This window comes from Streptomyces sp. NPDC047917, assembly GCF_043204345.1.
In the GTDB taxonomy this organism is placed as follows: domain Bacteria; phylum Actinomycetota; class Actinomycetes; order Streptomycetales; family Streptomycetaceae; genus Streptomyces; species Streptomyces sanglieri.
Window position 1 is genome coordinate 118,547 of record NZ_JBIDCA010000009.1, and the last position, 22,237, is coordinate 140,783.

14 protein-coding genes are annotated in these 22,237 nt (G+C 74.1%); 2 read left to right on the forward strand and 12 right to left on the reverse strand.

The window, feature by feature from the left end:
- Window positions 1-46 precede the first annotated feature (46 nt).
- Window positions 47-3,577 (reverse strand): transcription-repair coupling factor, encoded by a 3,531-nt coding sequence (mfd, locus tag ACGF8B_RS22545; RefSeq protein ID WP_392741273.1) that lies wholly within the window; start codon window positions 3,575-3,577, stop codon window positions 47-49.
- 669 nt (window positions 3,578-4,246) lie between these two features.
- Here mfd and ACGF8B_RS22550 point away from each other — a divergent pair.
- Window positions 4,247-5,245: a helix-turn-helix transcriptional regulator gene (locus tag ACGF8B_RS22550; protein ID WP_392741275.1), complete on the forward strand. Its 999-nt coding sequence runs from the start codon at window positions 4,247-4,249 to the stop codon at window positions 5,243-5,245.
- Between the two features lie 185 nt (window positions 5,246-5,430).
- Here ACGF8B_RS22550 and ACGF8B_RS22555 read toward each other — a convergent pair whose 3' ends face one another.
- Both ACGF8B_RS22555 and ACGF8B_RS22560 read right to left on the reverse strand, forming a co-directional pair.
- On the reverse strand, window positions 5,431-5,703 hold the full coding sequence (locus ACGF8B_RS22555; protein WP_392741277.1) for a hypothetical protein: 273 nt from the start codon (window positions 5,701-5,703) through the stop codon (window positions 5,431-5,433).
- Window positions 5,700-6,998, reverse strand: coding sequence for an amidohydrolase (locus ACGF8B_RS22560; protein ID WP_392741280.1), 1,299 nt, complete (start codon window positions 6,996-6,998; stop codon window positions 5,700-5,702). The genes ACGF8B_RS22555 and ACGF8B_RS22560 overlap by 4 nt, the downstream gene beginning before the upstream one ends.
- A 272-nt stretch (window positions 6,999-7,270) precedes the next feature.
- Between ACGF8B_RS22560 and ACGF8B_RS22565 the strand changes: the two genes are divergently transcribed.
- A complete protein-coding gene (locus ACGF8B_RS22565; RefSeq protein WP_073790073.1) occupies window positions 7,271-7,447 on the forward strand; it encodes a thiazolylpeptide-type bacteriocin in 177 nt (58 codons plus the stop codon).
- Between the two features lie 80 nt (window positions 7,448-7,527).
- On the opposite strand, the gene ACGF8B_RS22570 is transcribed toward ACGF8B_RS22565, so the two are convergent.
- The 9 genes from ACGF8B_RS22570 to ACGF8B_RS22610 are packed head-to-tail and all read right to left on the reverse strand — an operon-like array spanning window position 7,528 to window position 22,237.
- The gene (locus tag ACGF8B_RS22570) at window positions 7,528-9,531 is read right to left on the reverse strand and encodes a TOMM precursor leader peptide-binding protein (RefSeq protein ID WP_392741283.1); all 2,004 of its coding nucleotides are present in this window, start codon (window positions 9,529-9,531) and stop codon (window positions 7,528-7,530) included.
- The gene (locus ACGF8B_RS22575; protein ID WP_392741286.1) at window positions 9,528-10,283 is read right to left on the reverse strand and encodes an ABC transporter permease; all 756 of its coding nucleotides are present in this window, start codon (window positions 10,281-10,283) and stop codon (window positions 9,528-9,530) included. Before ACGF8B_RS22575 ends, ACGF8B_RS22570 begins: the two co-directional genes overlap by 4 nt.
- A 46-nt stretch (window positions 10,284-10,329) precedes the next feature.
- Window positions 10,330-11,295: an ABC transporter ATP-binding protein gene (locus tag ACGF8B_RS22580; RefSeq protein WP_392741289.1), complete on the reverse strand. Its 966-nt coding sequence runs from the start codon at window positions 11,293-11,295 to the stop codon at window positions 10,330-10,332.
- A gap of 36 nt (window positions 11,296-11,331) precedes the next feature.
- A complete protein-coding gene (locus ACGF8B_RS22585; protein WP_392741292.1) occupies window positions 11,332-12,510 on the reverse strand; it encodes a M50 family metallopeptidase in 1,179 nt (392 codons plus the stop codon).
- Complete coding sequence (locus tag ACGF8B_RS22590; RefSeq protein WP_392741295.1) at window positions 12,507-13,580, reverse strand: lantibiotic dehydratase C-terminal domain-containing protein; 1,074 nt, start codon at window positions 13,578-13,580, stop codon at window positions 12,507-12,509. The genes ACGF8B_RS22585 and ACGF8B_RS22590 overlap by 4 nt, the downstream gene beginning before the upstream one ends.
- Entirely contained in the window at window positions 13,577-16,309 is a 2,733-nt protein-coding gene (locus ACGF8B_RS22595) for a lantibiotic dehydratase (protein WP_392741299.1), read from the reverse strand. The genes ACGF8B_RS22590 and ACGF8B_RS22595 overlap by 4 nt, the downstream gene beginning before the upstream one ends.
- A gap of 54 nt (window positions 16,310-16,363) precedes the next feature.
- A complete protein-coding gene (locus ACGF8B_RS22600; protein ID WP_392741302.1) occupies window positions 16,364-17,947 on the reverse strand; it encodes a nitroreductase family protein in 1,584 nt (527 codons plus the stop codon).
- A 14-nt stretch (window positions 17,948-17,961) separates the two neighbouring features.
- Window positions 17,962-19,926 carry a TOMM precursor leader peptide-binding protein gene (locus ACGF8B_RS22605; protein WP_392741305.1) on the reverse strand — a complete coding sequence of 655 codons (1,965 nt, stop codon included), beginning with the start codon at window positions 19,924-19,926 and terminating at the stop codon, window positions 17,962-17,964.
- Window positions 19,916-22,237, reverse strand: a complete 2,322-nt coding sequence (locus ACGF8B_RS22610) for a TOMM precursor leader peptide-binding protein (RefSeq protein WP_392741308.1) — start codon at window positions 22,235-22,237, stop codon at window positions 19,916-19,918. The genes ACGF8B_RS22605 and ACGF8B_RS22610 overlap by 11 nt, the downstream gene beginning before the upstream one ends.

Genomic DNA, 22,237 nt, shown 5'->3' on the forward strand with positions numbered 1-22,237 from the left:
GCCCCGCCGGAAATCCGACGGGGCCGAGGCGCGAGGCGTTCCGGAGCTACGACCCCAGGATCGTAGTGAGGAACTCCCCCGTCCAGGCCAGCAGTTCACGCCCCACGACCGGCTTGCCGCCGACCCTGGCGGTGGTGGGGCGCGGGACGAGGATCTGGTGGACGGCGGGCTTGATGACCGTCTTCGGGTAGAGGCGCTTCAGCCTCAGCTCCTGCGATTCGCGCAGCTCGACCGGGGCGAACCGGATGTTCGGGCCCTGCAGGACGATCTCGCCGACGCCGCAGGCACGGGCCAGCATGCGCAGGCCGGCGACCAGGAGGAGGTTCTCGACCGGTTCGGGGAGCTTGCCGTAGCGGTCGGTGAGCTCCTCGCGGACGGCCCTGATGTCGTCCTCCGTGTTGGCGGAGGCGATGGCGCGGTACGCCTGGAGGCGCAGCCGCTCCCCGGGCGCGTAGTCGTGCGGGACGTGGGCGTCCACCGGGAGCTCGATCTTGACCTCCAGCGGCGGCTCCTCCTCCACGCCGCCTTCGAGGGAGGCCCGGTAGTCGGCGACCGCCTCGCCCACCATGCGTACGTACAGGTCGAAGCCGACGCCCGCGATGTGGCCGGACTGCTCGCCGCCCAGGAGGTTTCCGGCGCCGCGGATCTCCAGGTCCTTCATCGCCACGTACATGCCCGCGCCCATCTCGGTGTGCTGGGCGATCGTGGCGAGGCGCTCGTGGGCCGTCTCGGTGAGCGGCTTCTCCGGGGGGTAGAGGAAGTACGCGTAGCCGCGCTCGCGGCCACGGCCGACGCGGCCGCGCAGCTGGTGGAGCTGGGAGAGGCCGAAGTTGTCGCCGCGCTCCACGATCAGGGTGTTGGCGTTGGAGATGTCGATGCCGGACTCGACGATCGTGGTGGAGACCAGGACGTCGAACTTCTTCTCCCAGAAGTCCACCACCACCTGCTCCAGGGCCTGTTCGGACATCTGTCCGTGGGCCGTCGCGATCCGGGCCTCCGGGACGATCTCTCGGAGACGGGCGGCGGCGCGGTCGATCGACTCGACCCGGTTGTGGATGTAGAACGCCTGGCCCTCGCGGAGCAGTTCACGGCGGATGGCCGCGCCGATCTGCTTCTCCTCGTACGGGCCGACGAAGGTGAGGACCGGGTGGCGCTCCTCGGGCGGCGTGGTGATCGTCGACATCTCGCGGATGCCCGTCACGGCCATTTCGAGCGTACGGGGGATCGGCGTCGCGGACATGGTGAGGACGTCCACGTTGGCGCGGAGCTTCTTCAGCTGCTCCTTGTGCTCGACGCCGAAGCGCTGCTCCTCGTCGACGATGACCAGGCCCAGGTCCTTGAACCTGGTCTCGGAGGAGAAGAGCCGGTGGGTGCCGATGACCAGGTCGACGGAGCCCTCGCGGAGCCCTTCGAGGGTCGCCTTGGACTCGGACTCGGACTGGAAGCGGCTGAGCGCCCGCACGTTGACCGGGAACTGGGAGTAGCGCTCGGTGAAGGTGCCGTAGTGCTGCTGGACCAGGAGGGTCGTCGGTACGAGGACGGCGACCTGCTTGCCGTCCTGGACCGCCTTGAACGCCGCCCGGACCGCGATCTCCGTCTTGCCGTAGCCGACGTCGCCGCAGATCAGCCGGTCCATCGGGACGGACTTCTCCATGTCCTCCTTGACCTCGGCGATGGTGGAGAGCTGGTCCGGCGTCTCCGCGTACGGGAAGGCGTCCTCCAGCTCGCGCTGCCAGGGGGTGTCGGGGCCGAAGACATGGCCGGGGGCCGCCATCCGGGCCGAGTAGAGCTTGATCAGGTCGGCGGCGATCTCCTTGACGGCCTTCTTGGCGCGCGCCTTGGTCTTCGTCCAGTCGGCGCCGCCGAGCCGGTGCAGGGTGGGTGCCTCGCCGCCGACGTACTTGGTGACCTGTTCCAGCTGGTCGGTCGGGATGTACAGCCGGTCGCCGGGCTGGCCGCGTTTGGCGGGGGCGTACTCGACGAGGAGGTACTCGCGGGTGGCGCCCTGCACGGTGCGCTGCACCATCTCGATGTACCGGCCCACGCCGTGCTGCTCGTGGACGATGTAGTCGCCGGTCTCCAGCGTCAGCGGGTCGATCGTCTTGCGGCGGCGGGCCGGCATCCGGCCCAGGTCCTTGGTGGCGGTGCGCTGGCCGGTGAGGTCGGTCTCGGTGAGCACGGCGAGCTTCAGCGCCGGGTCGACGAAGCCCTGGTCGATCGCGCCGCAGGAGACATGGACGAGGGACGGGGAGATCTCCGCCAGGTCCGGGTCGAGGCGGGCGGCGATGCCCTCGCCGCTCAGCACCTCGACGGTGCGGGAGGCGAGGCCCTGGCCCTCGGTGACGTACACCGTGCGCCAGCCGTCGGCGATCCACCCCTTGGTGTCGGCGAGCGCGCGGGCGGTGTCGCCGCGGTACGCCTCCGGGGCGTGCATCGTGAGCTTGAGGGTGTCCTCGTCGAGCTCGTCGTCGGCGGCGAACGGGGAGACCGACCACCACATCATCCCCAGCTCACGGGCCCGGTCCCGGACGTCCGCGATGCCCCACAGCGAGGCCGCGCCCACGTCGATCGGGGCCTCGCCACCGCCCGCGGTGGCCGCCCAGGACGCCTGGAGGAACTCCTGGCTGGTGGCGACCAGGTCGGCGGCCCTGGTGCGGACCCGCTCCGGGTCGCAGACCAGTGCCATCGCGCCCTCCGGCAGCACGTCGAGCAGCAGCTCCATGTCGTCGACCAGGACCGGGGCGAGGGACTCCATGCCCTCCACCGCGATCCCCTCGGCGATCTTGTTGAGGAGTTCGCCGAGCTCGGGGTGGGCCTCGGCGAGCGCGGCGGCCCGCTCCCGCACCTCGTCGGTGAGCAGCAGCTCGCGGCAGGGCGGCGCCCAGAGCCCGTGCTCGGCGATCTCCAGGGACCGCTGGTCGGCGATCTTGAAGTAGCGGATCTCCTCGACGTCGTCGCCCCAGAACTCCACCCGAAGGGGGTGCTCCTCGGTCGGCGGGAAGACGTCCAGGATGCCGCCGCGTACGGCGAACTCGCCGCGCTTCTCGACCAGTTCGACCCGGGAGTACGCGGCCGCCGCGAGCGCCTCGACCGTCTTGCCGAGATCCGCGCTCTGCCCGATGCGCAGCGCCACCGGCTCCAGGTCGCCGAGCCCCTTGACCTGCGGCTGGAGCACGGAGCGGATCGGCGCGACGACGACGGAGACCGGCCCGGTCTCCGGGTCGTCCGCCCTCGGGTGCGCGAGGCGCCGCAGCACGGCGAGACGGCGGCCCACCGTGTCCGAGCGGGGTGAGAGCCGCTCGTGCGGCAGCGTCTCCCAGGACGGGAACTCGGCGATCGTGTCCGGCGGCAGCAGGGTGCGCAGCGCGGCCGCCAGGTCCTCGGCCTCCCGGCCGGTCGCGGTGACGGCGAGCACGGTGCGCCCGGTCTCGCGGGCCAGCGCGGCGACGGCGAAGGGGCGGGCGGCGGGCGGGCCGACGAGGTCGACATGCATCCGGTGGCCGTCGCCGGCGGCCTTCACCGCTTCGTCGAGCGCCGGATCACGTACGACGACATCCAGCAGACCGTGCAGGCTCATGAAGGGCTTCCGTCCGGTAACGAAGGGCAGGTCCCGACAGCCGGCTGCTGCCAGGGACGGGCAACGCGAAGGGCCCGACACGTATCACGGGCCGGGGTGAATCCAGCGTACGACGCCCGTACGACAGCCGCGCCCGCGATCATCGCCGCACGGGGCGCCGACAGGCCGGAAGCGGCCCCGGGGCGGGGCGGGGACGGGGCGATGGCGAGGGCGAGAGCGAGGACGAGGGCTGTTGCCGTTGCCGTTGCCGTTGCCGTTGCATTGTGGTGGCTGCCGGACGTGGTGGCGGCTGCCGGGGGATGCTGCTGCCGGCCCGCCCGGCGCACCGGACGACGTGCCCTCCCCGGGGCGTCGCGCGTCGGCCGAGGCCCTTGTCGCCGACCGGAATCGTGTCGCGGGGCGGTGGTGCGGGGCGAAGACGGAGGCAAAGACGGAGGTGACCGTCCGTCGTACGTGGACGGCCACTTGTCGCAGAACACACACCGTTCATCTCCGCCCCGTACACAGTTGTGTCTGGGGTCCTCACAGAAAAGATCTCAGCGTCTACTCTTTGGCCGAAAGATTCCACAAGCAGGTGCACGGGCAGTCAGCGCGGCAGCCGCGGACCCACACTCATGATCGACCACCGGGGGTGCGCGGCCGTGCAGGGACCAGGCAGCGGGGGCACACGTGGGCGACAACGAGATGTCCGTGTACGGAGTCTCGGCGGCCGAGGAAGAGATCTACCGGCATTTCCTGCGCAATCCCGGCACCACCACGGATGACCTGCACCTGCTGCTGCACACGACCCCGCAGGCCGCCCGTGCCTGTGTCGAGCGGCTCCAGGAGCTGAAGCTGCTCCACCCCGAGGAAGCCGATCTGCGGGTCCACCCGACCGATCCCGAGACCGCCGTGGCCCGGCTGATCGACCTGCGGCTGCACGCCCTGCACCAGGAGTTCCAGCGGGTCACCCGGTCCCGGCACGTCATCGACGGTCTGCGCGCGGAGCAGTACACCCGTAAGCCTCCCCCGCTCGGGATCGAGCAGTTGGAGGGGCTCGCGCAGATCCGCAACCGGATCGACGACCTCGCGTTCTTCGCTCGGGACGAGATCCTCTCCGTGGAGCCGTACACCCGGCTGTCGCCGGAGAACATCGCCCGTTCGCGCCCCTTGGACCTGCGCTGTCTGCGGCGCGGTGTGAAGATCCGGAACGTGGTGGTCCAGGACGCCCTGCGGGACCGGCCGACCGCCGCCTATCTGCGGGAGCTGGCCGAGCACGGGGCGATGATCCGGGTGACGGAGCACAGCGCCGAGCGGCTGCTGGTCTACGACCGCAAGGCGGCGCTCGTACCGGTGGATCCGCGCGACACCTCGCGTGGCGCGCTGCTGGCCCACCGCGGCGGTCTGGTCAGCAACATCATCGCCCTCTTCGAGAAGATCTGGGACCAGGCGGCGGACCTCGACCGGGCGGACGGCCCGGTGGCACCGGCCCCGGACGACCGTCTGTCGGAGACCGAGCGCCGGGTGCTGGTGTCCATGTGCTCCGTGGGCAAGGACGAGGCGGGCGCCCGCGAACTGGGCGTCTCGGTACGCACCTACCGGCGGCACGTGGCCGATCTGATGCAGACCCTGGGCGCCGCGAGCCGCGCCCACGCCGCGCTGCTCGCCCGGGAGCGCGGCTGGATCTGACGGGCTGCGCGGCTTGAGGGGTGCGGGGCCGGATGCAGGGGCGGCCGGCTGGATCTGACCGGCTGCGTGGCCCCGAGGGGTGCGCGGCCGGATCCGAGGGGCCGGCCGGAATCGAGGGGCTGCGCGGATCCGAGGAGCCTTGAACGGAGGCCGCGCGCAGCCCCTCGGATCCGCGCGGTCTCCGTTCAGGGCTCCTCGGTCCAGCCGTCCAGGGCCCGGTCGGCGAGGGCTGCCGCGACGGCCCGGCGGACCGTGCCCCGGTCGACGTGCCCGTCGAGGTCGATGCGCAGGTCGATCCGGTCGGGGCCCACCGAGCGCAGGGTGCAGAGCCAGTGGGCGGGCAGCAGGCTCAGCAGCCGTACGACGGTGGTCTCGCCGGTCGCGGCCGTCCCGTCGCGGCGGACGGCGACCAGGTCGACATGGCCGGTGCCGTACGCGGTCTCGCCCCGGCGGCTCATGCCGGGCCGCCTTCCGGCCGGGCCAGCAGCCGCCGCGCGGCCGACGCCATGGCCGCGATCCCGGCGGGCAGGGCGGTACGGACATCGGGGGCGAACTCCGGCGAGTGGTTCGGCGGTACCGGCTCGCCGTCCCGGGCCCGGCGCCACCGCGCCGCCCCCGTGACCCCGAGCAGCCAGTAGACCGTCGGTACGCCACCGGTGCCGAACCGGGCGAAGTCCTCCGTGGCGGTGAGCGGTCCGGTGCCGACGACCCGGTGCGGGCCGAACAGTTCCTCGTGCGCCCGGCGCACCTCGGCGCCGGCGGCCGGGTCGGTCGGCAGGGCGGGTGAGCGGGCGGTGACGGTGACGTCCGGGTCCGCCGGGCAGCCGGCCGCCGCGCACTCGGCCCGGACGATCCGCAGCACGGCGGCCACCATCCGGTCCACGGCCGGTTCGGAGAGCGCCCGCACACAGAGCGAGAGGTCCGCGGTCTCCGGGATCACGTTGCCGGGGCCACCGGCCCGCAGACTGCCGACGGTCAGGACCGGGTGCTCGGCCGGGGCGGTCTCCCGGGTGACGGAGGAGTGGAGCCGCAGCACCGTCGCCGCCGCCGTAAGGACCGGGTCGACGGCCAGGTGCGGCGTCCCGGCGTGGCCGCCGCGCCCGTACATGGTGATGTCCACCGAGGCGCTCGCCGCCATCAGGGGCGTACGGGGGTCCTCGGCGTGCGCGAGGGTGCCCGCGGGGGCGGGCGAGGTGTGCTGGGCGAGGACCGCGTCCGGGGTGCCGAAGCGTTCGTACAGGCCGTCGGCCAGCATGTCCCGTGCCCCGGTCAGGGTCTCCTCGGCGGGCTGGCCCACCAGCAGGACGGTGCCCCGCCAGGCGGACCGGGTCCGGGCGAGCGTGTCCGCCGCCCCGGCGAGCGCGGCGAGGTGGAGGTCGTGGCCGCAGGCGTGCATCACCCCGGGCACGGTGCTCGCGTAGGCCAGGCCGGTGCGTTCGGTGACGGGGAGGGCGTCGAGTTCGGTGCGGAGCAGGACCGTCGGGCCGTCCCCGTTGCGCAGGACGCCGACGAGTCCGTGCCCGCCGCCGACGTTCCGGGTCACCGTGCAGCCGCTCGACTCCAGCCGGGCGGCGAGCAGTCCGGCGGTGCGCCGCTCGGCGCCGGGGAGCTCGGGGTGGGCATGGGCGTCGAGGTACAGCTCCAGTGCCGGGCGCAGGACCTCCCGCTCCACCGCGGGCCCCGGAGCGCCGGGCCCGGGGCCCGGTGGGGGGACCGGCGGGCGGCCGGGCGGGGACTGGGCTGTCTCCTGCATGTCATCTCACCTCGTTCCGCCGGGCGGACCCGGTCGTCGTGGTCGTCCCGGTCCGCCGGGTCCGTGGGGGGCCGACCGGTTCAGCGTGCGCCGCCCCGGTTTCAGCAGCGCGGCGTTCCGCTGACGGGGTGTGTCAGCGGTTGAGAGGGGGTGTCAGCGGTCTGACAGCGAAACCGCTGCCGATCCGACAGCGGCCGCCGCTGGAATGGCCTCGTCGCAGGGGAACGGCGCCGGAGCGGCCGGCCCGTCCCCGGGAACCAAGGGAGAACACCATGGCCCCCAAGACCGAGCTCGCCACCCTCGCCGACGAGATCCTGGAGCTGGAGTCGGAGACCTTCGAGATCTCGGACTACTCGGACGCCGCCGAGGTCGTGCTCGCCGGTTCGACGTCCTGTTCCTCGACCTCGACCTGCTCCAGCACCACCAGCACCACCTCCTGCTGCGCCTGACCGGTTCACCGGTCGTACGCCGTCCGCGGGGCCGCAGGCCCTCTCCGTGCCCACGGCACGGAGAGGGCCTGTGCGCTGTCTCACGGGAACGGGTGCGGGACCCGCTTGACCGCGGATTCCGGCAGGTCGTCGGCGCGCCGTCCGGCCACCCGCGGCGCGGTGCGCAGCCGGGGCATCAGCAGGGCCCGCTGGCGGGCCCAGCCGAAGTCCAGCGGCAGCAGGCCGGGGACGACGGCGGCGACCGTGTACAGGCCCATGCGGCGCTGTTCGGGGGTGGTCTGGTCGACGGCGATGACATCGTGCCCGGCGGCGGCGAGCCGGTCGCGCACCAGGTTCAGGTCGTCCAGCAGATCCCCGGTGCGCGGGCGGTGGGGCTGCCAGTCGGCGAAGGTGTCGGCCAGCGGGCGGACGGCGACGGGTTCCAGGTACTCCCGGGCGTGTTCCGTCATCTCCGGCAGCCCGTACAGCTGGGCGTGGTCCTTGAGCTGGCGGACGCGGCCGAAGTCGGCGGCCATGGCGGTGAGTTCGGCGTGCCGTTCGGCGACCTGGTAGGGCAGGTGCGGGATGTAGGTGAGGACCTCGGACAGCGCGGACTCGACGGTGGCCTCCGGGTCGAATCCGGCGGCGGCGGCGAACGACAGGGTGCCGTACCCGCCGTCCCGGCGGACCGCGAGGGCGGTGACGACGGGCACGCCCAGGTCCATCCGGGTGTCGAAGGCGTGGACGTCGTAGCCGTGCAGGCCGGCCCGGTCGGTCATGCTGCGGACGGCCGGGGAGCGGCAGGTCGTGAGGTCGATGGCGGTGAGCGGGGTCCGGCTGTGCCAGGCCAGCAGGAAGGCGTCCCGTTCGATGATCTCCAGCAGGCCGTAGAGGATCGCTTCCTCCGGACTGCCGCCGGTGGCACAGCCGTTGGAGCATTCGAAGACGAAGTTGTCGGCCTCGACCCCGGCGCTGTAGTGGGCGAGCCGGGCGGGTACCAGGACCGGCCGGTCGTCGCGCAGGGAGTGGCCCCACACCCAGGGGATGGGGCGGTCGGGGTCGAACGGGGAGACCATCGGGTCGTTCGCGTAGGTCTCGGGGGCGTAGAGGCCGCAGGCGGCGGGGTCGACGGCGTGGCCGGCGACGCGGTGGTAGCTGTCCACGACGGGTGAGGTGCCGCGTCTGCGGGTGGTGCCCGCGTAGCGTTCCAGGCCCTCCAGCTGGGCGAGGACGCGGCTGGTGCCGTAGCTGTTGGCCTGGCCGCTCCAGGTGACGTCGTTGAGCCCGGCGTAGCCGCGGACGAAGTGGGTGCCCGCGGCGGGTGCGGTGGTGGTGGACGTCGGGTTGATCCAGAGGTCCGAACCGAGGGTGCCGCAGACCGGGTTGACGAGCGCGGCGGTCGGCAGCGGGTACGAGGACAGGGGCCGCAGCCGGTAGCCGCCGGGGTCGGGTTTCGGGGCCGGGCCCAGGTGCATGCGGGCCGCTTCGGCGGTGTCGGGGACCTCCTGGACGCAGGAGGGGCAGAGCGGTTCGGGCAGGACCGGGAAGGTCGCGGTGGCGAGGGTGACGAGGTCGATCCGGCTGACCCGGGGCAGCGCGCGGTCGGCGGGGGTGGCGTCGGGCAGGTCGTGGCCGCCGCCGAGGGCCGCCCGGTAGAGGGCCCAGACGGCGTCGGCGGCGTAGGCGGTGAGGACCGGCCAGTGCGCGGCGCCGTGCGGTGACCGGCCGGTTTCCAGGGCCTCGCGCTCGGAGCGGCTGCGCAGCCGCTGCCAGCGCATGGCGAGGCACTGGCCGCAGGCGGCGGCCCCGGGCCCGCCGCCCCAGGGGCCGATCAGTACGGCGCGGGAGGTGAGCTGGACGTTGGCGGCCGGGCGGAGTTCCGCGTACGGGTCGGGGGCGCCGAAGCCGAGGGTGTCGGCGGCGCCGAGCGGGACGACGAGCGGTACGGGCAGGGCCGTCGGGGCGGGCAGGTCCCGGTGGCGGCGGGCGAGTTCGGCGTGCAGGGCGGCACGGGCGTCCTCCAGCGGGGTCTCGCCGCGCACCGGGGGCTCACCGCGTACCGGGGTCTCGCCGCGCACCGGCGGTATGGCGGGCGCCGCCGTCATGACTTGTCGCTCCAGCGGAAGGTCTTCATCGCGATCGCGCCCAGGACGACGGCGAACCCGGCGAGCACCACGCAGGCCACCCCGATGTCGCCGGGGGCGCCGGCGCCGGTGAGGGAACCGGAGATCCCGTCGTTGAGGTAGCGCAGTGGCAGCACCCGGGAGAGGTTCTGCATCCAGCCCGGCATCGCGTCCAGCGGGAAGAACGAGCCGGACAGGAACGCCATGGGGATCATCAGGCAGTTGGCCACGGCGGCGACGGCCTCCGGGGTGCGGGCGTAGCTGCCGACGATGACGCCCAGGGCGAGGAACGCGGTGATGCCGAGCACCAGGACGGGCAGGGCGAGCGGCCAGCGGCCGTCCAGCTCCAGGCCGAAGGAGGGCAGCAGGGCGATGGCCACGAACAGGACGGCCTGGACGGCTCCGATGCCGAGCGCCAGGACGTACCGGGAGGCGAGGACGGCGGAGACCGGTGTCGGGGTCATCCGGATGAGGCGCAGGATGTCGTCGCGCCGCCACTGCATGAGGACGAAGCCGACGCCGAACACGGCGGCGTTGCCGACGCCCCAGGACAGGACGCCGGGGGCGATGTAGTTGATGTAGGGGCGGCCGCTCTCCTCGACCGTCTGCCCGTGGAAGATCAGGCCGAAGACGACGAGGAAGATGAGCGGGAAGGCGAAGGTGAAGAACAGTGTGGTCTTGTCGCGCGTGTAGGCCCGGTATCCGGCCTGGCTCAGCGCCGCGTATGCGCTCATCGGGGGTCTCCGTATCGCTGCTGAAGTCGGTGCGGTGCGTGGGGGGTCAGGGGGTTTTTGGGGTGGAGCCGGTGAGCGTCAGGTAGACGTCCTCCAGACCGGCGGTGCGGGTCTGTACGCCCCGCAGCCCGGCCAGGGCGTCGATCGCGGCGAGGACCTTGCCGGATTCGAGGGTTTCCAGCACGAGGGCGCCGGGCTCCTCGGTGACGGCGTCGACGCCGTCGATGGCCCGCGCCTGTTCGGGGGTGATCCGGTCGTCGGGGACGACGAGCCGGGTGGTGGGTGCGGCGGCGGCGACGAGGTGGGCGGGGCTGTCCAGGGCGACGACGGAGCCCTCCACCATGATCGCGACGCGGTCGCAGAGCGCCTCGGCCTCGTCGAGGTGGTGGGTGGTGTAGATGATGGTGCGGCCCTCGCTCTTGAGTTCGCGCAGCACCTGCCAGAGCGCGCGCCGGGCCTGCGGGTCCAGGGCGGCAGTGGGCTCGTCCAGGAAGATGAGTTCGGGCTCGTGGACGAGTGCGGAGGCGATGGCCAGGCGCTGGCGCTGGCCGCCGGAGAGGTCGTCCACCCGGGTTCCGCCCTGTTCGGTGAGGCCGACGGAGGCCAGGGCCCGGTCGGCCGCCGCGTGGTCCGTCCGGTAGAGCGCGGCCATGGTGCGCAGGTGCTCGCGGGCGGTGAGGCGGACGAAGAACGCCGAGCTCTGGGTCTGCACGCCGAGCCGGGGCAGCAGTTCGGGATTGCGCGGCCAGGGGCTGGTGCCGAGGACGGTGACGGTGCCGGAGTCGGCCTTGCGCTGGCCCTCCATGATCTCCACGAGGGTGGTCTTGCCGGCTCCGTTGGGCCCGAGCAGTCCGAAGAACTCGCCGCGCCGCACGGTGAACGACACCCCGTCGACGGCGTGCCGGTCCCCGTACGTCTTGCGCACGGTGTCGAGGACGACGGCGGGTGCGGACCGGTCGCCGTCCGGGCCTGCCTGGTTGCCCGGGGAGGCGGAGGGGGCGGTGGGGGTCATGGAACTCTCCTTGCGCGGGGTGCGGGGCGGCGGGGGTCAGGTGGGGAGCAGGTGGTGGGCCACCGCCACGGCGGCGGCCAGGACTGCGGCGAGCGTCAGCACCGCGCTCAGCCCGTAGGCGCGGTACACGGTCCGGGCCCGGCGCGGGTAGCCGGCCGCCGCCGGGTCGCGGCGGGCGGCCAGGCGCAGGTAGACCAGGGTCGAGGCGGCCAGTTCGGTGGCCCCGCACAGCTGGCTCGCGATCCGGTAGCCGTCGAGCGGCGGGAGCGGTACGAGCATGGCCAGCGCCTGCACGCTGCCCAGGAGCAGCAGCGCGCCGAGCGCGTCGTGCGTGGCTGTGTCCAGGGGGGCGAACAGCCACAGCGCACAGAACGGGAGCAGGAACAGCAGGTTCATCACCGCGCCGGCCGCCGCCGTCTGGATGCGTTGCCAACGGGAGCCCAGATAGAGGTAGTTGTCGACGGTGCAATACATGATGATCACAGGAAGCCGCCAGCGCAGTCCGATTTCGGCCACGGTACCGCCGTGGTGCCGGGCGACCACCCCGTGGGCGAGTTCGTGCAGCGCGGTGCTGAACCAGAGGAGCGTGGCAATGCCGACGAGCAGTACCGGGTTGGTGAACAACTCGGCGGTGGCGTCGAGGAGTTCACCCGACCGGACGGCGACCACCGCCTCCATCGCCAGCACCAGGGCGAGCAGCGGCGCCAGCCGGCCGGGCGACAGCAGGAAGCCGACCGCCCGGTGCAGCCGGTCGGTGGTGGCGTCGGCGTCGGCGACCAGCCGGACGCTGCCCCGCAGCAGCCCGCGCCCGGGAACGGGAGCGGGAGCGGGAGCGGGAACGGCAGCGGCAGCGGCAGCGGGAACGGGAGCGGTGGGGGCGGCAGCGGACCCCGGCGCGGGCGAAGGCGCCCCGGCCAGCAGTCCGCGCGTACCGAGCATCCGCAGGATCTGCTGCCAGCGGGCCCCGTCCAGCCTTCGCCCGTACTCCCGCGCGTACTCCTCGCCGATCTCCGTCAGGCTGCGGCTGCCGTCCATCCGGGCGATCAGGAAGTGCTCCTTGGGGCCGACCCTGAAGGAGCCGCCGCCGGAGGTGTCCTTGATCAGGTGGACCGTCGCCGTGCCCTGGAGCAGCGCGTCGCTCAGCAGGACCTGGGGGCGCAGCTCGGGCCGGTAGTCGTCGAGGCCCCGGGCGGCCCCGGGCGGGGTGGTGCTCATCCCGGCTCCCGCAGCGCCCGGCCGAGCACGTGCGAGAGGTACGCCTCGTCCCGGATGGTCACATGCAGCCGATTGTTGGTCATGTGCATGTACGGGGAGAGGAGCAGGGGCAGCGCGGCCGCGGGGTCGGTGACGACCTCGTCCCGTTCGCCGTCCCAGGACCGGAACACCAGATCGCCGTCGCGGCTCAACGAGACCGCGCGTTCCCGCAGTTCGGCGCAGTGCTCGGCCCAGCCGGCGAGGAAGCCGGGCAGTCGCGCCGCCCCCTCGCCCCGTTCGGCCGTGGCGGCGCGGACGCGGGTGAAGCGGGCGGCCAGGCCGGGCGCCATGGCGGCGTAGTTGCGGTCGTACTCCTCGCTGCCGATGAACCCGGTGCCGGGGAACGCCTTGTGCCAGAACTCGTAGTAGCTGTCCAGGTAGTCGGCGAGTTCCGTGCGGTCCGGCAGGAACGCCGCGGCCATCACCATCATCAGCTGCGCGGAGGTGCCGAGCAGCACGGTCCGCAGATGGAGGTTCTTCGTCCGGAACGCGTCGATGACCAGGTCGCTGGAGTGCCGGAAGTGCCATTCGGCCAGCTCGATCCCGGCCGGGCCGCCGTACTTGCCGTACTCCGGCTCGTACGGTTCGGCGCTGCGCGAGTTGTTGGGGCGCAGCCGCATCCGGCCCCGGTCGTCGGTGTAGTGGCCGCGTTCGGCGCCCGGGAACTCGATGTCGAACAGGGTGTTGTAGAAGTCGTTGAGGAAGCCGGAGTCCACTTCGTACAGGGCGGGGCGCTCGGTCAGGAACGCGTCCACCGCCGCCTCCGTGCGGCGTCTGACCTCGGCCTCGGCGCCGGGGGCCGCGGCTTTGATCCGCAGCCGGACGTGCGGGCCCTCCAGCCAGTAGTTGATGAAGAAGTAGCCGTCGATCAGGCCGTCCGCCTCCAGTTCCTCGACCAGTGGGCGCACGCACTGCGTCAGCATGGGGCGCGGGTTGGCGGCGTAGAAGATGTGGGTGGCCTGCCAGGCCCCCGCACTGCCGGTGGCGGCGGGGGCGGCGGTGGCGGTCCGCGCGGGTGGCGCCGTACTCATGACGGGTCGGTCCTTTCGACGGGGGTGGCGGTCTCCACCGCGAGTTCGGCGACGTGGTGGCCCCGGCCGGAGACGGTGTGCAGGCCGTTCTCGTCGGGGAGCATCTCCCGGAACACGACGCGGGCCCCGGCGGCCTTGATCAGGGCCTCGAACGCGCCCAGCGAGAGCGGGCTGTCGAAGTCGACGTAGGTGGGTTTGGCGCCGGTCGCGCCGCGCGCCCCGCTGTCGGCGATCGTCGCGAAGACCCGGTCCGGCAGTCCGTGGGTCCGGCGGAACGCCTGCCAGTCCAGGAACCAGACGTCGTCCGCGGCGCCCGGGGCGCGCAGCGGCAGCACGGCGGCGGGCGCGCTCCAGCTGCGGCGGTCGAGGACCACGCTGCCGTGCCGGACCCGGGGCCGTCCGGTGACCCCGCCCGTGGCCGCGCCCTCGGGGACGCCGCCCCACACGTTGAGCGGGGACATCGAGGTCGGCGAGAGCAGGAGCAGGGTGCGGGGCAGTTCGGGCAGGGCGAGCGGGACGAGGTAGCCGAGGTAGACCGGCACGACCTCCTTGCCCAGCCGGGTGGAGCGCAGCACCAGCCGGTCCTCGCCGGGGTCGTGGACGAGGTGGAGGTCGTCCAGGTGGATGCGGTTCGCCTCGGGCAGGGTGCCGCGTTCGCCGGGGCAGACGATCTCGTACTCGGTGAGCCGGCCGTGCAGGTTGAGGTTGCTGGTGACGGGCCCGCCGGTGACCTCGGCGAGGACGGCTCCGGCGGGCAGCAGCTCCGTGGTGGCGGCGAGGAGCTGTTCGTCGAGGCCGTCGAAGAGATGGGTGAACCTGCTGAACGGGAAGGACACCCCGCCGTAGGAGCGGTTGAGCACGACCAGCGGGTCGCCGGGCCGGTCGGCGATCTGCACATGGTGCGCGAGCGGGGCGAACCCGCCGCGCAGGGTGTCGAGCCGGGCGGCCACCTCGTCCAGCAGTTCGCCGTCGACCTGGATCTCCTCGCCGCCGGCCGGGTCGGACTCCCAGTCCGCCCACAGGGCGCGCATCCGCTCGACGAAGGTCTGCCGGGCGGTGTCGAGGGCCTTGAGCTGCGGCAGCGCCAGCCAGTTCTCCTCGGGGACGTATGTGCCGTCCGCGTCGAACGTGGTGCGTTTGGCGGTGAACGACATGTACTGGTCGAAGAAGTCCTCGTGGAAGTCGTGGACCAGTTTCAGCAGGTCGTCGCAGCGTCCGCCCTGCCCGTACCGGGCGAGGAAGAAGCCCTTGAACGTGATGCGCTGCGGCAGGGTCAGGTCGAAGGCGGGCAGGACGCGCTCCACCGCCCCGAGCGGTGCGGCGGCCAGCCGTTCCCAGGCGGCGGCGGAGAGTTCGGTGTGCCGCCCGGCCGCCACGTCCTCGTAGAGCAGGGTCTGCGGGACGCGGGCCCCGTCCACGCCCAGCTCCTCCTCCTGGAGGAGGCGCAGCGAGGTGCGCAACTCGCCCATCAGCGCCCGGCGTCCGGCCGGGTCCGCGCCGGCGAAGGCCGCGACGGCGGACGCCGGGTCCGTCAGGCGCCCGGCGAGCCGGTCGGCCCAGGGGCGGCCGAGGCCGCGCAGCGAGTCCTGGAGGGCGCTCAGCGGGTCGGTGTCGTGGACCTCGGTACGCAGGCACGGCACCTGCACCATGCCGATGTCCAGCAGCGCCCGGAGGTACTGGGCGCACTCCTGCGGGTCCGCGCCCCGGTCCTCGGCGAGCCAGTCGGCCAGCTCCCCGTACCGGAGGGTGGTGCGCTCCTCGAACAGGCCGAGGAGGCGTTCCAGCGTGCCGCTGCGGCGCAGGAAGAACAGCCGGTCCTTCACCGCGTCGAAGGTGACGGCGGTGTCCTCCTCGCCCTGGGTGATCCAGCGGCGGACGTAGCGGACCCGGTCGTCGTCACGGCCCCAGCCGGAGGCGGGGGCGACCGGCAGGTCGGCCCGGCGCACCGGGTCGGCGACCACGGCCTCGGTGAGCCGTCCGATCGCGGCGACGTTCAGCCGCAGCCGCCCGTCCCAGGTGTCCTCGACCCGGGCCCGCAGGCCCTGGTCGCCGTCCGAGAAGGTGCCGAGGGCGACCCCGGTGAAGGTGGAGAACGGGCTGGTCTTGCAGGCCGTGCGGTACAGGTACGAGAGCAGCGAGCGTTCGATCTTGCGCTGCCTCTTGTCCGGCGGGACGGCGGCGTCGGACCGTACGTACGTGTCCAGCCGGGCGTCCAGGTCCGGGGAGGCGAGCGGCAGCGCCCGGCGCAGCCGCTCCTCCCCCGCCAGGGCGCGCAGGTGTGAGCGGGCCCGGACGGTCTCCTCGGCGAGCAGGGCGGCGCCCGCCGCCCGCCGCTCCTCCAGGCCGCGCCGGCCGGTGAGCCAGGAGTCGAGCGCCTCGCCGGCCCGGGTGCCGGCCGCCGCGTCGAGGCCGCGCACCAGGCGAAGGGCGTGGTCGGCGGCCGCGGGCCGGGGCAGCCGGTTGTTGAAGATGTCGCGGCGCAACGCGAGCAGGGTGCGGCGCAGCGTCTCGTCCTCGCTGCCGCCGACCAGGTCGTGGAGCAGGTCGGCGAGCCGTTCGCCGTCGGCGCGCACCTGTTCGGTGGCGCGCAGGACGTCGTCGGCCCAGCGACGGCTGTCCGGGCAGCGCAGGCCCCGCACACTGTCGAGCGGCAGTCCGGCGACCCGCAGCATGAAGCGGGGTCGGGTGACCGCCGCGGGGGCGGCGGTGGCCGGGTGGTCCGGCGTCATGGCGAGGTCTCCCCTTCTCGTTCCGGTCGTCGTGTCGTGGTGCTCACCGCGCCCTCAGGCGATCTCGTACCGGAAGTCGGCCGGGGCGGGCCGCTCGTTGCCGATCATCATGATCAGCAGCGGGGCCTCGCCGGTGCCGTCCAGGCCGAGTTCCTCGATGTACGAGATGTTGTCGAAGCCGAGCGCGACGCCGCAGCCGACGCCGAGCGCGGACGCGGCGGTGTACGTGGTCTGGGCGATCGCCCCGACGACGGCGTTGACCAGGCGGTAGCCGCGGTCCCCGACGGCGTCGAGGACCGCTCCGGTGCGCACGGTCGGCACCAGGACGGCCGCGGCCTGCTCCAGGTTGTAGTTCGACAGGAAGTAGTTCTTCTGGAGGAAGGCGCCCGGGGCGCCCGCCTTCACCAGGCACAGGGTGTGCGCCCCGGGGTCGTACTCGTACGCCCCCGGCTCGATCCCGTCGACATGGCCGACGAACGCGTAGAGCTTCGCCAGCCGCTGCCCGCCGGTGTCCCCGCCGATCGTCGAACCGGCCGCCGAGGCCGCCAGGCAGGCCGCCAGCTGCCCGGCGGTCATGGGGTGCCGGGCGTCGAAGCGGCCGAAGCTGCTGCGCCGGTCGCGCAGCGCGGTGCGCACGTCGGTGGTGAGCGGCGGACAGGGCGGCAGCGCCGTAACGGGGCGGTCCGGCGGGGCGGGGTGCGCGGCGGCCGGGGCGAGGGCTTCGGGGGCGGGGCGTTCGGTGGCCCCGGCGGCGGTCACGGCCTGCATCCGGCGCAGCGCGTCGAAGGTGAGGACGGTGCGCGAGCGCTCCTGGTCGCGGTGGCGCACGGCCACCGGCGCCGGGGCGGGAGCGGGGGTGCCGGTGGTGGCGGCGCCGGACCACTTCAGCGGGACGACGGCGAAGACGCCCTCCTGTGCCGTGTCGACGCCGAGCAGCCGCCCGAGCCGTTCCTCGTCGAACCAGAGCGCGGGCTCGACGCGGAGTCCGCGCGCCCCGGCCCACATCCGCCAGGTCTGCACGCAGGCGCCGATGTCCATCGTCACGGCGTGGAAGGAGAAGTTGTTGTACTTGAAGGCGTTCTGCCAGTACTTGACGGACAGGACGAGGTACTGGTCGGTGTCCGGGCCGGGCGCCCCGTCGCCGAGCGCCGCCCGCACCTCGCCGGTCACGTCGCCGGTCAGCAGCCGCCGCATGGCGTGGTGCCGGGCGGAGTAGTAGTGCACCCCGGGCGGTACGGGGGCGCCGGGCCCGGAGACCCAGTGCACGGCGACCGGGTAGAGGCCGCCGCCGGAGGCGGTGCCCCGGGACCAGTTGGCGAGCGGGTAGAACGGCAGGGCGTTCAGGTCGGTGTTGGCCTGGACGCCGAGGCGGCGGCCGGTCAGCCCGTAGGAGTCGCGGAGCATCCCGGACAGCAGCGGCAGGTCGAACGCCCCGTCCCCGCAGGCGTGTTGGGCCAGCCCCCGGTCCAGGTCGGCGTCGGCCGGGTAGCCGCAGTCGGGCAGCGGCAGGCTGTCGGTGCCGGGGTAGAACTTGGTCTTGCGCGGCCCGTCCGACCAGTTCGGGACGAAGTCGGCGGGGTCCATCGGGATGCGGCCGCGATGCAGGATCGCGGTGGCGTATTCATGGGCGTACCCCATGGCGGGCTCCTCGGTCACGGGAAGGGGTGCGGGGCGGGGTTGAGGTCGGCGTCGGTCAGGTCGCGGTCGCGCAGCCCGGCGGCGCGCAGCGCGGTGCGCAGCCGGTCCATGCCGAGGGCGCGCTGCCGGCTCCGGCCGAAGTCGATCGGCAGCAGCCCCGGCACCAGGACGCCGACCGTGGTCAGGCCCAGTCCGCGCTGTTCCGGCATGGTCTGGTCGACGACGATCACGTCGAAGCCGTCGGCGGTGACGGCGTCCACGCACCGGGTCAGGTCCTCGCGCAGGTCGTCGGAGACCGGGAGCACCGACCCGTTCCCGTACAGCTCGTCGAAGGAGTGCTTCGGCGGGCGGGGCGCGCCCGGTACGCCGGTCAGGAAGTGGGCGTGGTGGCCCATCTCGGGCAGCCCGTAGACCAGCGGGTGGTCGTGCAGCGCCTCGACCCGGTCGAAGTCGGCGGCCATGGCGCGCAGCCGTTCCCGGTCGCGCTCGGTGCGGTGGGCCAGGTTGACGGCGTCGGTGGCGATCTCGCAGAGTGCCCCGGCCAGTGCCGCCTCCGGGTCGAGCCCGGCCCCGGCGCCGAAGCACATCAGGCCGGTCCCGCCGTCGCGGCGCACCGCCACCCCGGTGACGACCGGGACGGGGAAGGTGATCCGGGTGTCGAAGAAGCGGGCCTCGTAGCCGTACATCTCCAGCCGGTCGATCATCTGCCGGGTGGCGGGACGGCGGCTGGTGGCCGGGTCGATCTCCGGCAGCGCGGCCCGCCCGTACCAGGTGAGCAGGAAGGCGTCGCGCTCGATGACCTCCATCAGCCCGAAGTAGACGGCCTCCTCCAGGCAGCCGCCGGAGGCGCAGCCGTTGGAGCTCTCCTGGACGAAGCGGTTCTCCAGCCCGGGGGCGTGGTAGTACGTGAGGACCTCGGGCACCAGGACCGTGCGCCGGTCGCGCAGCGACCAGCCCTGGACCCAGGGGATGCGCCGGTCCGGGGTGAAGGGGACGACCCGGGGGTTGGCCCGGTGGAAGGCGTCCGAGTACAGCCCGCAGGTCCGGGGGTCGAGGGCGTGCTCGCCGCGGGCCCGCAGGGCGTTCAGGGAGTCCGTCGTCGCGGACCGCTTGGCCCGGGACCGCATGCCCGCGTACCGCTCCAGCCCTTCGAGCACCCCGATCCGCATGGACTCGGCGTAACTGTCGGCGTGGCCGCCCCAGAACGTCTCGCGCAGGTACTCGCCGGAGCGCATGGAGAAGCAGCCGATGGTCGCGGAGGTGGAGGTGGAGGAGACGTCCTGGACGACGGAGGGGCCGAGCGAGCCGCACACCGGGTTGGCGTAGGGCTCGACCGGCAGGTCGTACGCCTCGATGTCCCGGACCCGGAAGCCGCCGGGGCGGCGCTTGGGCGCGGGGCGCAGCACCAGCTCCGCCGCCCCGGCGGTGTCCGGCTCGCTCGTTCCGCAGCGCGGGCACTCGGGGTCGGGGACGAACGGGTAGTGGCGGACCGTCAGCGTCTCCAGGTCCACCAGGTGGACGGCCGGGCGGGCCCCGGTCCGCGGCCCGGTCCCGGCCAGCCGGGCGGCGACGAGCGCGGCCAGGGCGTGCACGGCGAACGGTGTGGGGTACGGGGACTCCCCGGCCGCCCGGGTGCCGGAGCCGAGCTCCAGCGCCTCGCGCAGCGCGACGGAGCGGGCCGCCTGCCAGCGGCGCTCCAGGCACCGTACGCAGACCGGCGCCGTATTCGCGCCGGGCGCGAAGGGACCGACGACGGCGTGCCGCCCGTAGAGCCGCACGGGCACGGCGGGCACGGTGCCGGAGGCGTACGCGTCCGCCGTCCCGGGTACCTCGGCGAAGGCGTCGTCCACCCCGAGCGGGGCCACGTCCAGCGGGGGCGGGGTGCCGTGCCGGGCCAGCGCCTCCCGGAGCGCCGCCGCGAGGGCGTGCGCGGTCCGGGCCGGTGCGGAGGTCTCCCGGGCCGGGGCGTCAACGGGCATCGGAGCCGCCCTCCGCGTCCGCCGCACCGCCGTCCGCGGTCAGCAGCACCCGGGCGGTGCTGATGCCGCCCGCGGCGAGGTCGGCCGGGGTCGTCGGCACGTACAGGGCGTCCCGGCCGGCCGCCCGCAGCGCGTACAGCACCGCTTCGAAGGTGGTGTCGGGCCCGTCCACCGCGACCGGCTCCCCGGCCACCGCGACGCTCGCCGCAGCCAGGTCCCGGACCAGCGGGTCGCCGGTGTCCACCGGGGTGTCCGGGTCCTCGGCGGCCAGCTGGGCCTGCCCGAGCAGGTCCCGCAGCGCCGCGCAGGCCGCCGCCCGGCGCGAGAGCCCCGCGCCGACCGCCCAGCGGCCCCGGGCCGCGCCGCCGTCTGCCTCGCGGGCCAGCACCACCTGGGCGGTGGTGCGCGCCTGCTCGCCCAGGTCCAGCAGCTCCACGGCGAGGTCCAGGTTGGCGGCGGACTTCAGCAGGAACACCAGCTCCGGGTCGTCGCCGTCGGCCGCGACCGGGCGGACCTCGGTGGCGGAGCGGACCGCCCGCAGCAGGGCGTCGTGCGCGAGCGCCGACATCAGCCCGGTGCCCGCCGCCTCCCGTGCGTCGGCCCCGGCGCCCGATCCGGCCGCCGTCGCGAGGTGGACGCGGTCCCGGTTGTACGCGCCGAAGGGCCGCACGGCCGCGGCGGGCACCCGGACCGTCTCCCCGCCGGTCAGCGAGGTGGCGGTGATCCAGGCGGCCGGGACCGCGCCGGTCCCGCCGCCGGTGGTCAGCACGTCCGGCCCGAACACCCGGCCCACCGCCCCGGCCTCCGGCGCACGTCCGGCTTCCGGCACCTGCCCGGCACCCGGCTCCCGTCCAACTCCCGGCACCTGCCCGGCTCCCGACGCCGAGGCGTCGAGCGGCACCACGTGCTCGACGTACGCGGTCGCCGCCGCGTACAGGGCCCGGGTCCGCGCCCCCGCCAGGTGGTGCACGTCGAAGGCGGCGATCCGGCGCCGCTCCCCGGCGCCGAGGGCCACCTCGATCCGGCTGATCTTCAGCGGGGTCTGGGTCAGCGACTCGTCGTCCCAGCTCCGGAAGATCCCGGTGTGCGGGCGGACCATCGCCGCGCCGCGCCGGTTCAGTTCGTCGACCAGCCCCTCGGCGTCGCGGGCGGTCTCCACGGTCGCGGTGACCGGCAGGGCCAGTCCGTCCGGCCGGGCCGGGGCGGACCCGGCGGCGACCGGGCCCGCGCAGCGCGCGCAGCGGGGGTGCGGGGCGACCGGTTCGGCCATGACGTCCAGCGAGGTGAGGTCCTGGATCAGGACCTGGCGCTCGGTCTCGGCGGGCAGCGCGCCCGTGGTGAGGCGGAAGATCTCGTACCCCAGGAGGTTGCCCACCATCGCGGCGACCGGCCCGGTCACGGTGTCCGTGGCGGCGGGCACCGCCCCCGCCGCCGCGCTCCACAGCTCGGCCGCCGCGCCCGCGTCCACGTTGCCGCCCAGCCGCAGCACGGCGCAGGCCCAGCAGCCGGTGGAGGTGGCGGTGGACCGCGGGCCCACGACCAGGCGCTCGCCGAACAGCCAGGCGGGGATCAGGGTCCGGCCCTCGGGCACCCCGGCGGCCAGCAGCCGGTGGGTGCGCGCCCCGGCCCCGGCACCGGTCACCACGACGACGTCGTAGCCGTCCAGCCCGGCCCAGTCCGCCCCGGCCCCGGCGCTGATCCGTTCGGTGTGCGCGGCGGCCCGGCCGGCCTCGGCGGTGACGTCGTCGAACGCCGTGCTGGTACCGATGCGCACACAGCCGTTGCGCAGCAGGCTCAGCGCGCACCAGCGGGCGGTCTCGTCGTCGCCGAGCACGGCGACCCGGGTGGCGCGGAAGCGGGCGAAGCGTTCCGGTGCCTCGTCGGTGTAGTGGTCGATGTAGGCGATCTGCGCGGCGAAGCGCTCGGCGACGTCGTCGTCCACCGGGGCCGGTCCGGTGGCGGGCGCGGGTACGTCGCGGGCGAAGTCGCGGGCGTAGAGCGTCCTGACGAGTTCCGCGGCCATCGCGCGCTGGGCGGGGCCGAAGCCCGCGCAGAGGTCGGCGAGCCGGTGGTGGCCGGTCAGATGGGGCACGACGAGCGAGGCGAAGCGGTAGGCGGTGCGGCCGGTCAGGTGGAAGCCGCCGTCGGCGTTGTGGAAGAGCACCCCGCCCGGGGTCTCGGTGAACAGCACGTCGCGGCGGATGCGCGGCCTGGTCCCGGCCAGGGTGTCGAAGGCCGATGCGGCGGGGGCGGTGTCGGCCGTCGGCGCGGCGTCGGGGGCGCGCTCGGTGGTGGCGGCGGTCTCGGCCAT

Excerpts from the sequence above, each read along its gene's own strand:
- mfd (WP_392741273.1), bottom strand. The coding sequence starts at position 3,577 with ATGAGCCTGCACGGTCTGCTGGATGTCGTCGTACGTGATCCGGCGCTC.
- ACGF8B_RS22555 (WP_392741277.1), bottom strand. The coding sequence starts at position 5,703 with ATGAGCCGCCGGGGCGAGACCGCGTACGGCACCGGCCATGTCGACCTG.
- ACGF8B_RS22560 (WP_392741280.1), bottom strand. The coding sequence starts at position 6,998 with ATGCAGGAGACAGCCCAGTCCCCGCCCGGCCGCCCGCCGGTCCCCCCA.
- ACGF8B_RS22565 (WP_073790073.1), top strand. The coding sequence starts at position 7,271 with ATGGCCCCCAAGACCGAGCTCGCCACCCTCGCCGACGAGATCCTGGAG.
- ACGF8B_RS22570 (WP_392741283.1), bottom strand. The coding sequence starts at position 9,531 with ATGACGGCGGCGCCCGCCATACCGCCGGTGCGCGGCGAGACCCCGGTA.
- ACGF8B_RS22575 (WP_392741286.1), bottom strand. The coding sequence starts at position 10,283 with ATGAGCGCATACGCGGCGCTGAGCCAGGCCGGATACCGGGCCTACACG.
- ACGF8B_RS22580 (WP_392741289.1), bottom strand. The coding sequence starts at position 11,295 with ATGACCCCCACCGCCCCCTCCGCCTCCCCGGGCAACCAGGCAGGCCCG.
- ACGF8B_RS22585 (WP_392741292.1), bottom strand. The coding sequence starts at position 12,510 with ATGAGCACCACCCCGCCCGGGGCCGCCCGGGGCCTCGACGACTACCGG.
- ACGF8B_RS22590 (WP_392741295.1), bottom strand. The coding sequence starts at position 13,580 with ATGAGTACGGCGCCACCCGCGCGGACCGCCACCGCCGCCCCCGCCGCC.
- ACGF8B_RS22595 (WP_392741299.1), bottom strand. The coding sequence starts at position 16,309 with ATGACGCCGGACCACCCGGCCACCGCCGCCCCCGCGGCGGTCACCCGA.
- ACGF8B_RS22600 (WP_392741302.1), bottom strand. The coding sequence starts at position 17,947 with ATGGGGTACGCCCATGAATACGCCACCGCGATCCTGCATCGCGGCCGC.
- ACGF8B_RS22605 (WP_392741305.1), bottom strand. The coding sequence starts at position 19,926 with ATGCCCGTTGACGCCCCGGCCCGGGAGACCTCCGCACCGGCCCGGACC.
- ACGF8B_RS22610 (WP_392741308.1), bottom strand. The coding sequence starts at position 22,237 with ATGGCCGAGACCGCCGCCACCACCGAGCGCGCCCCCGACGCCGCGCCG.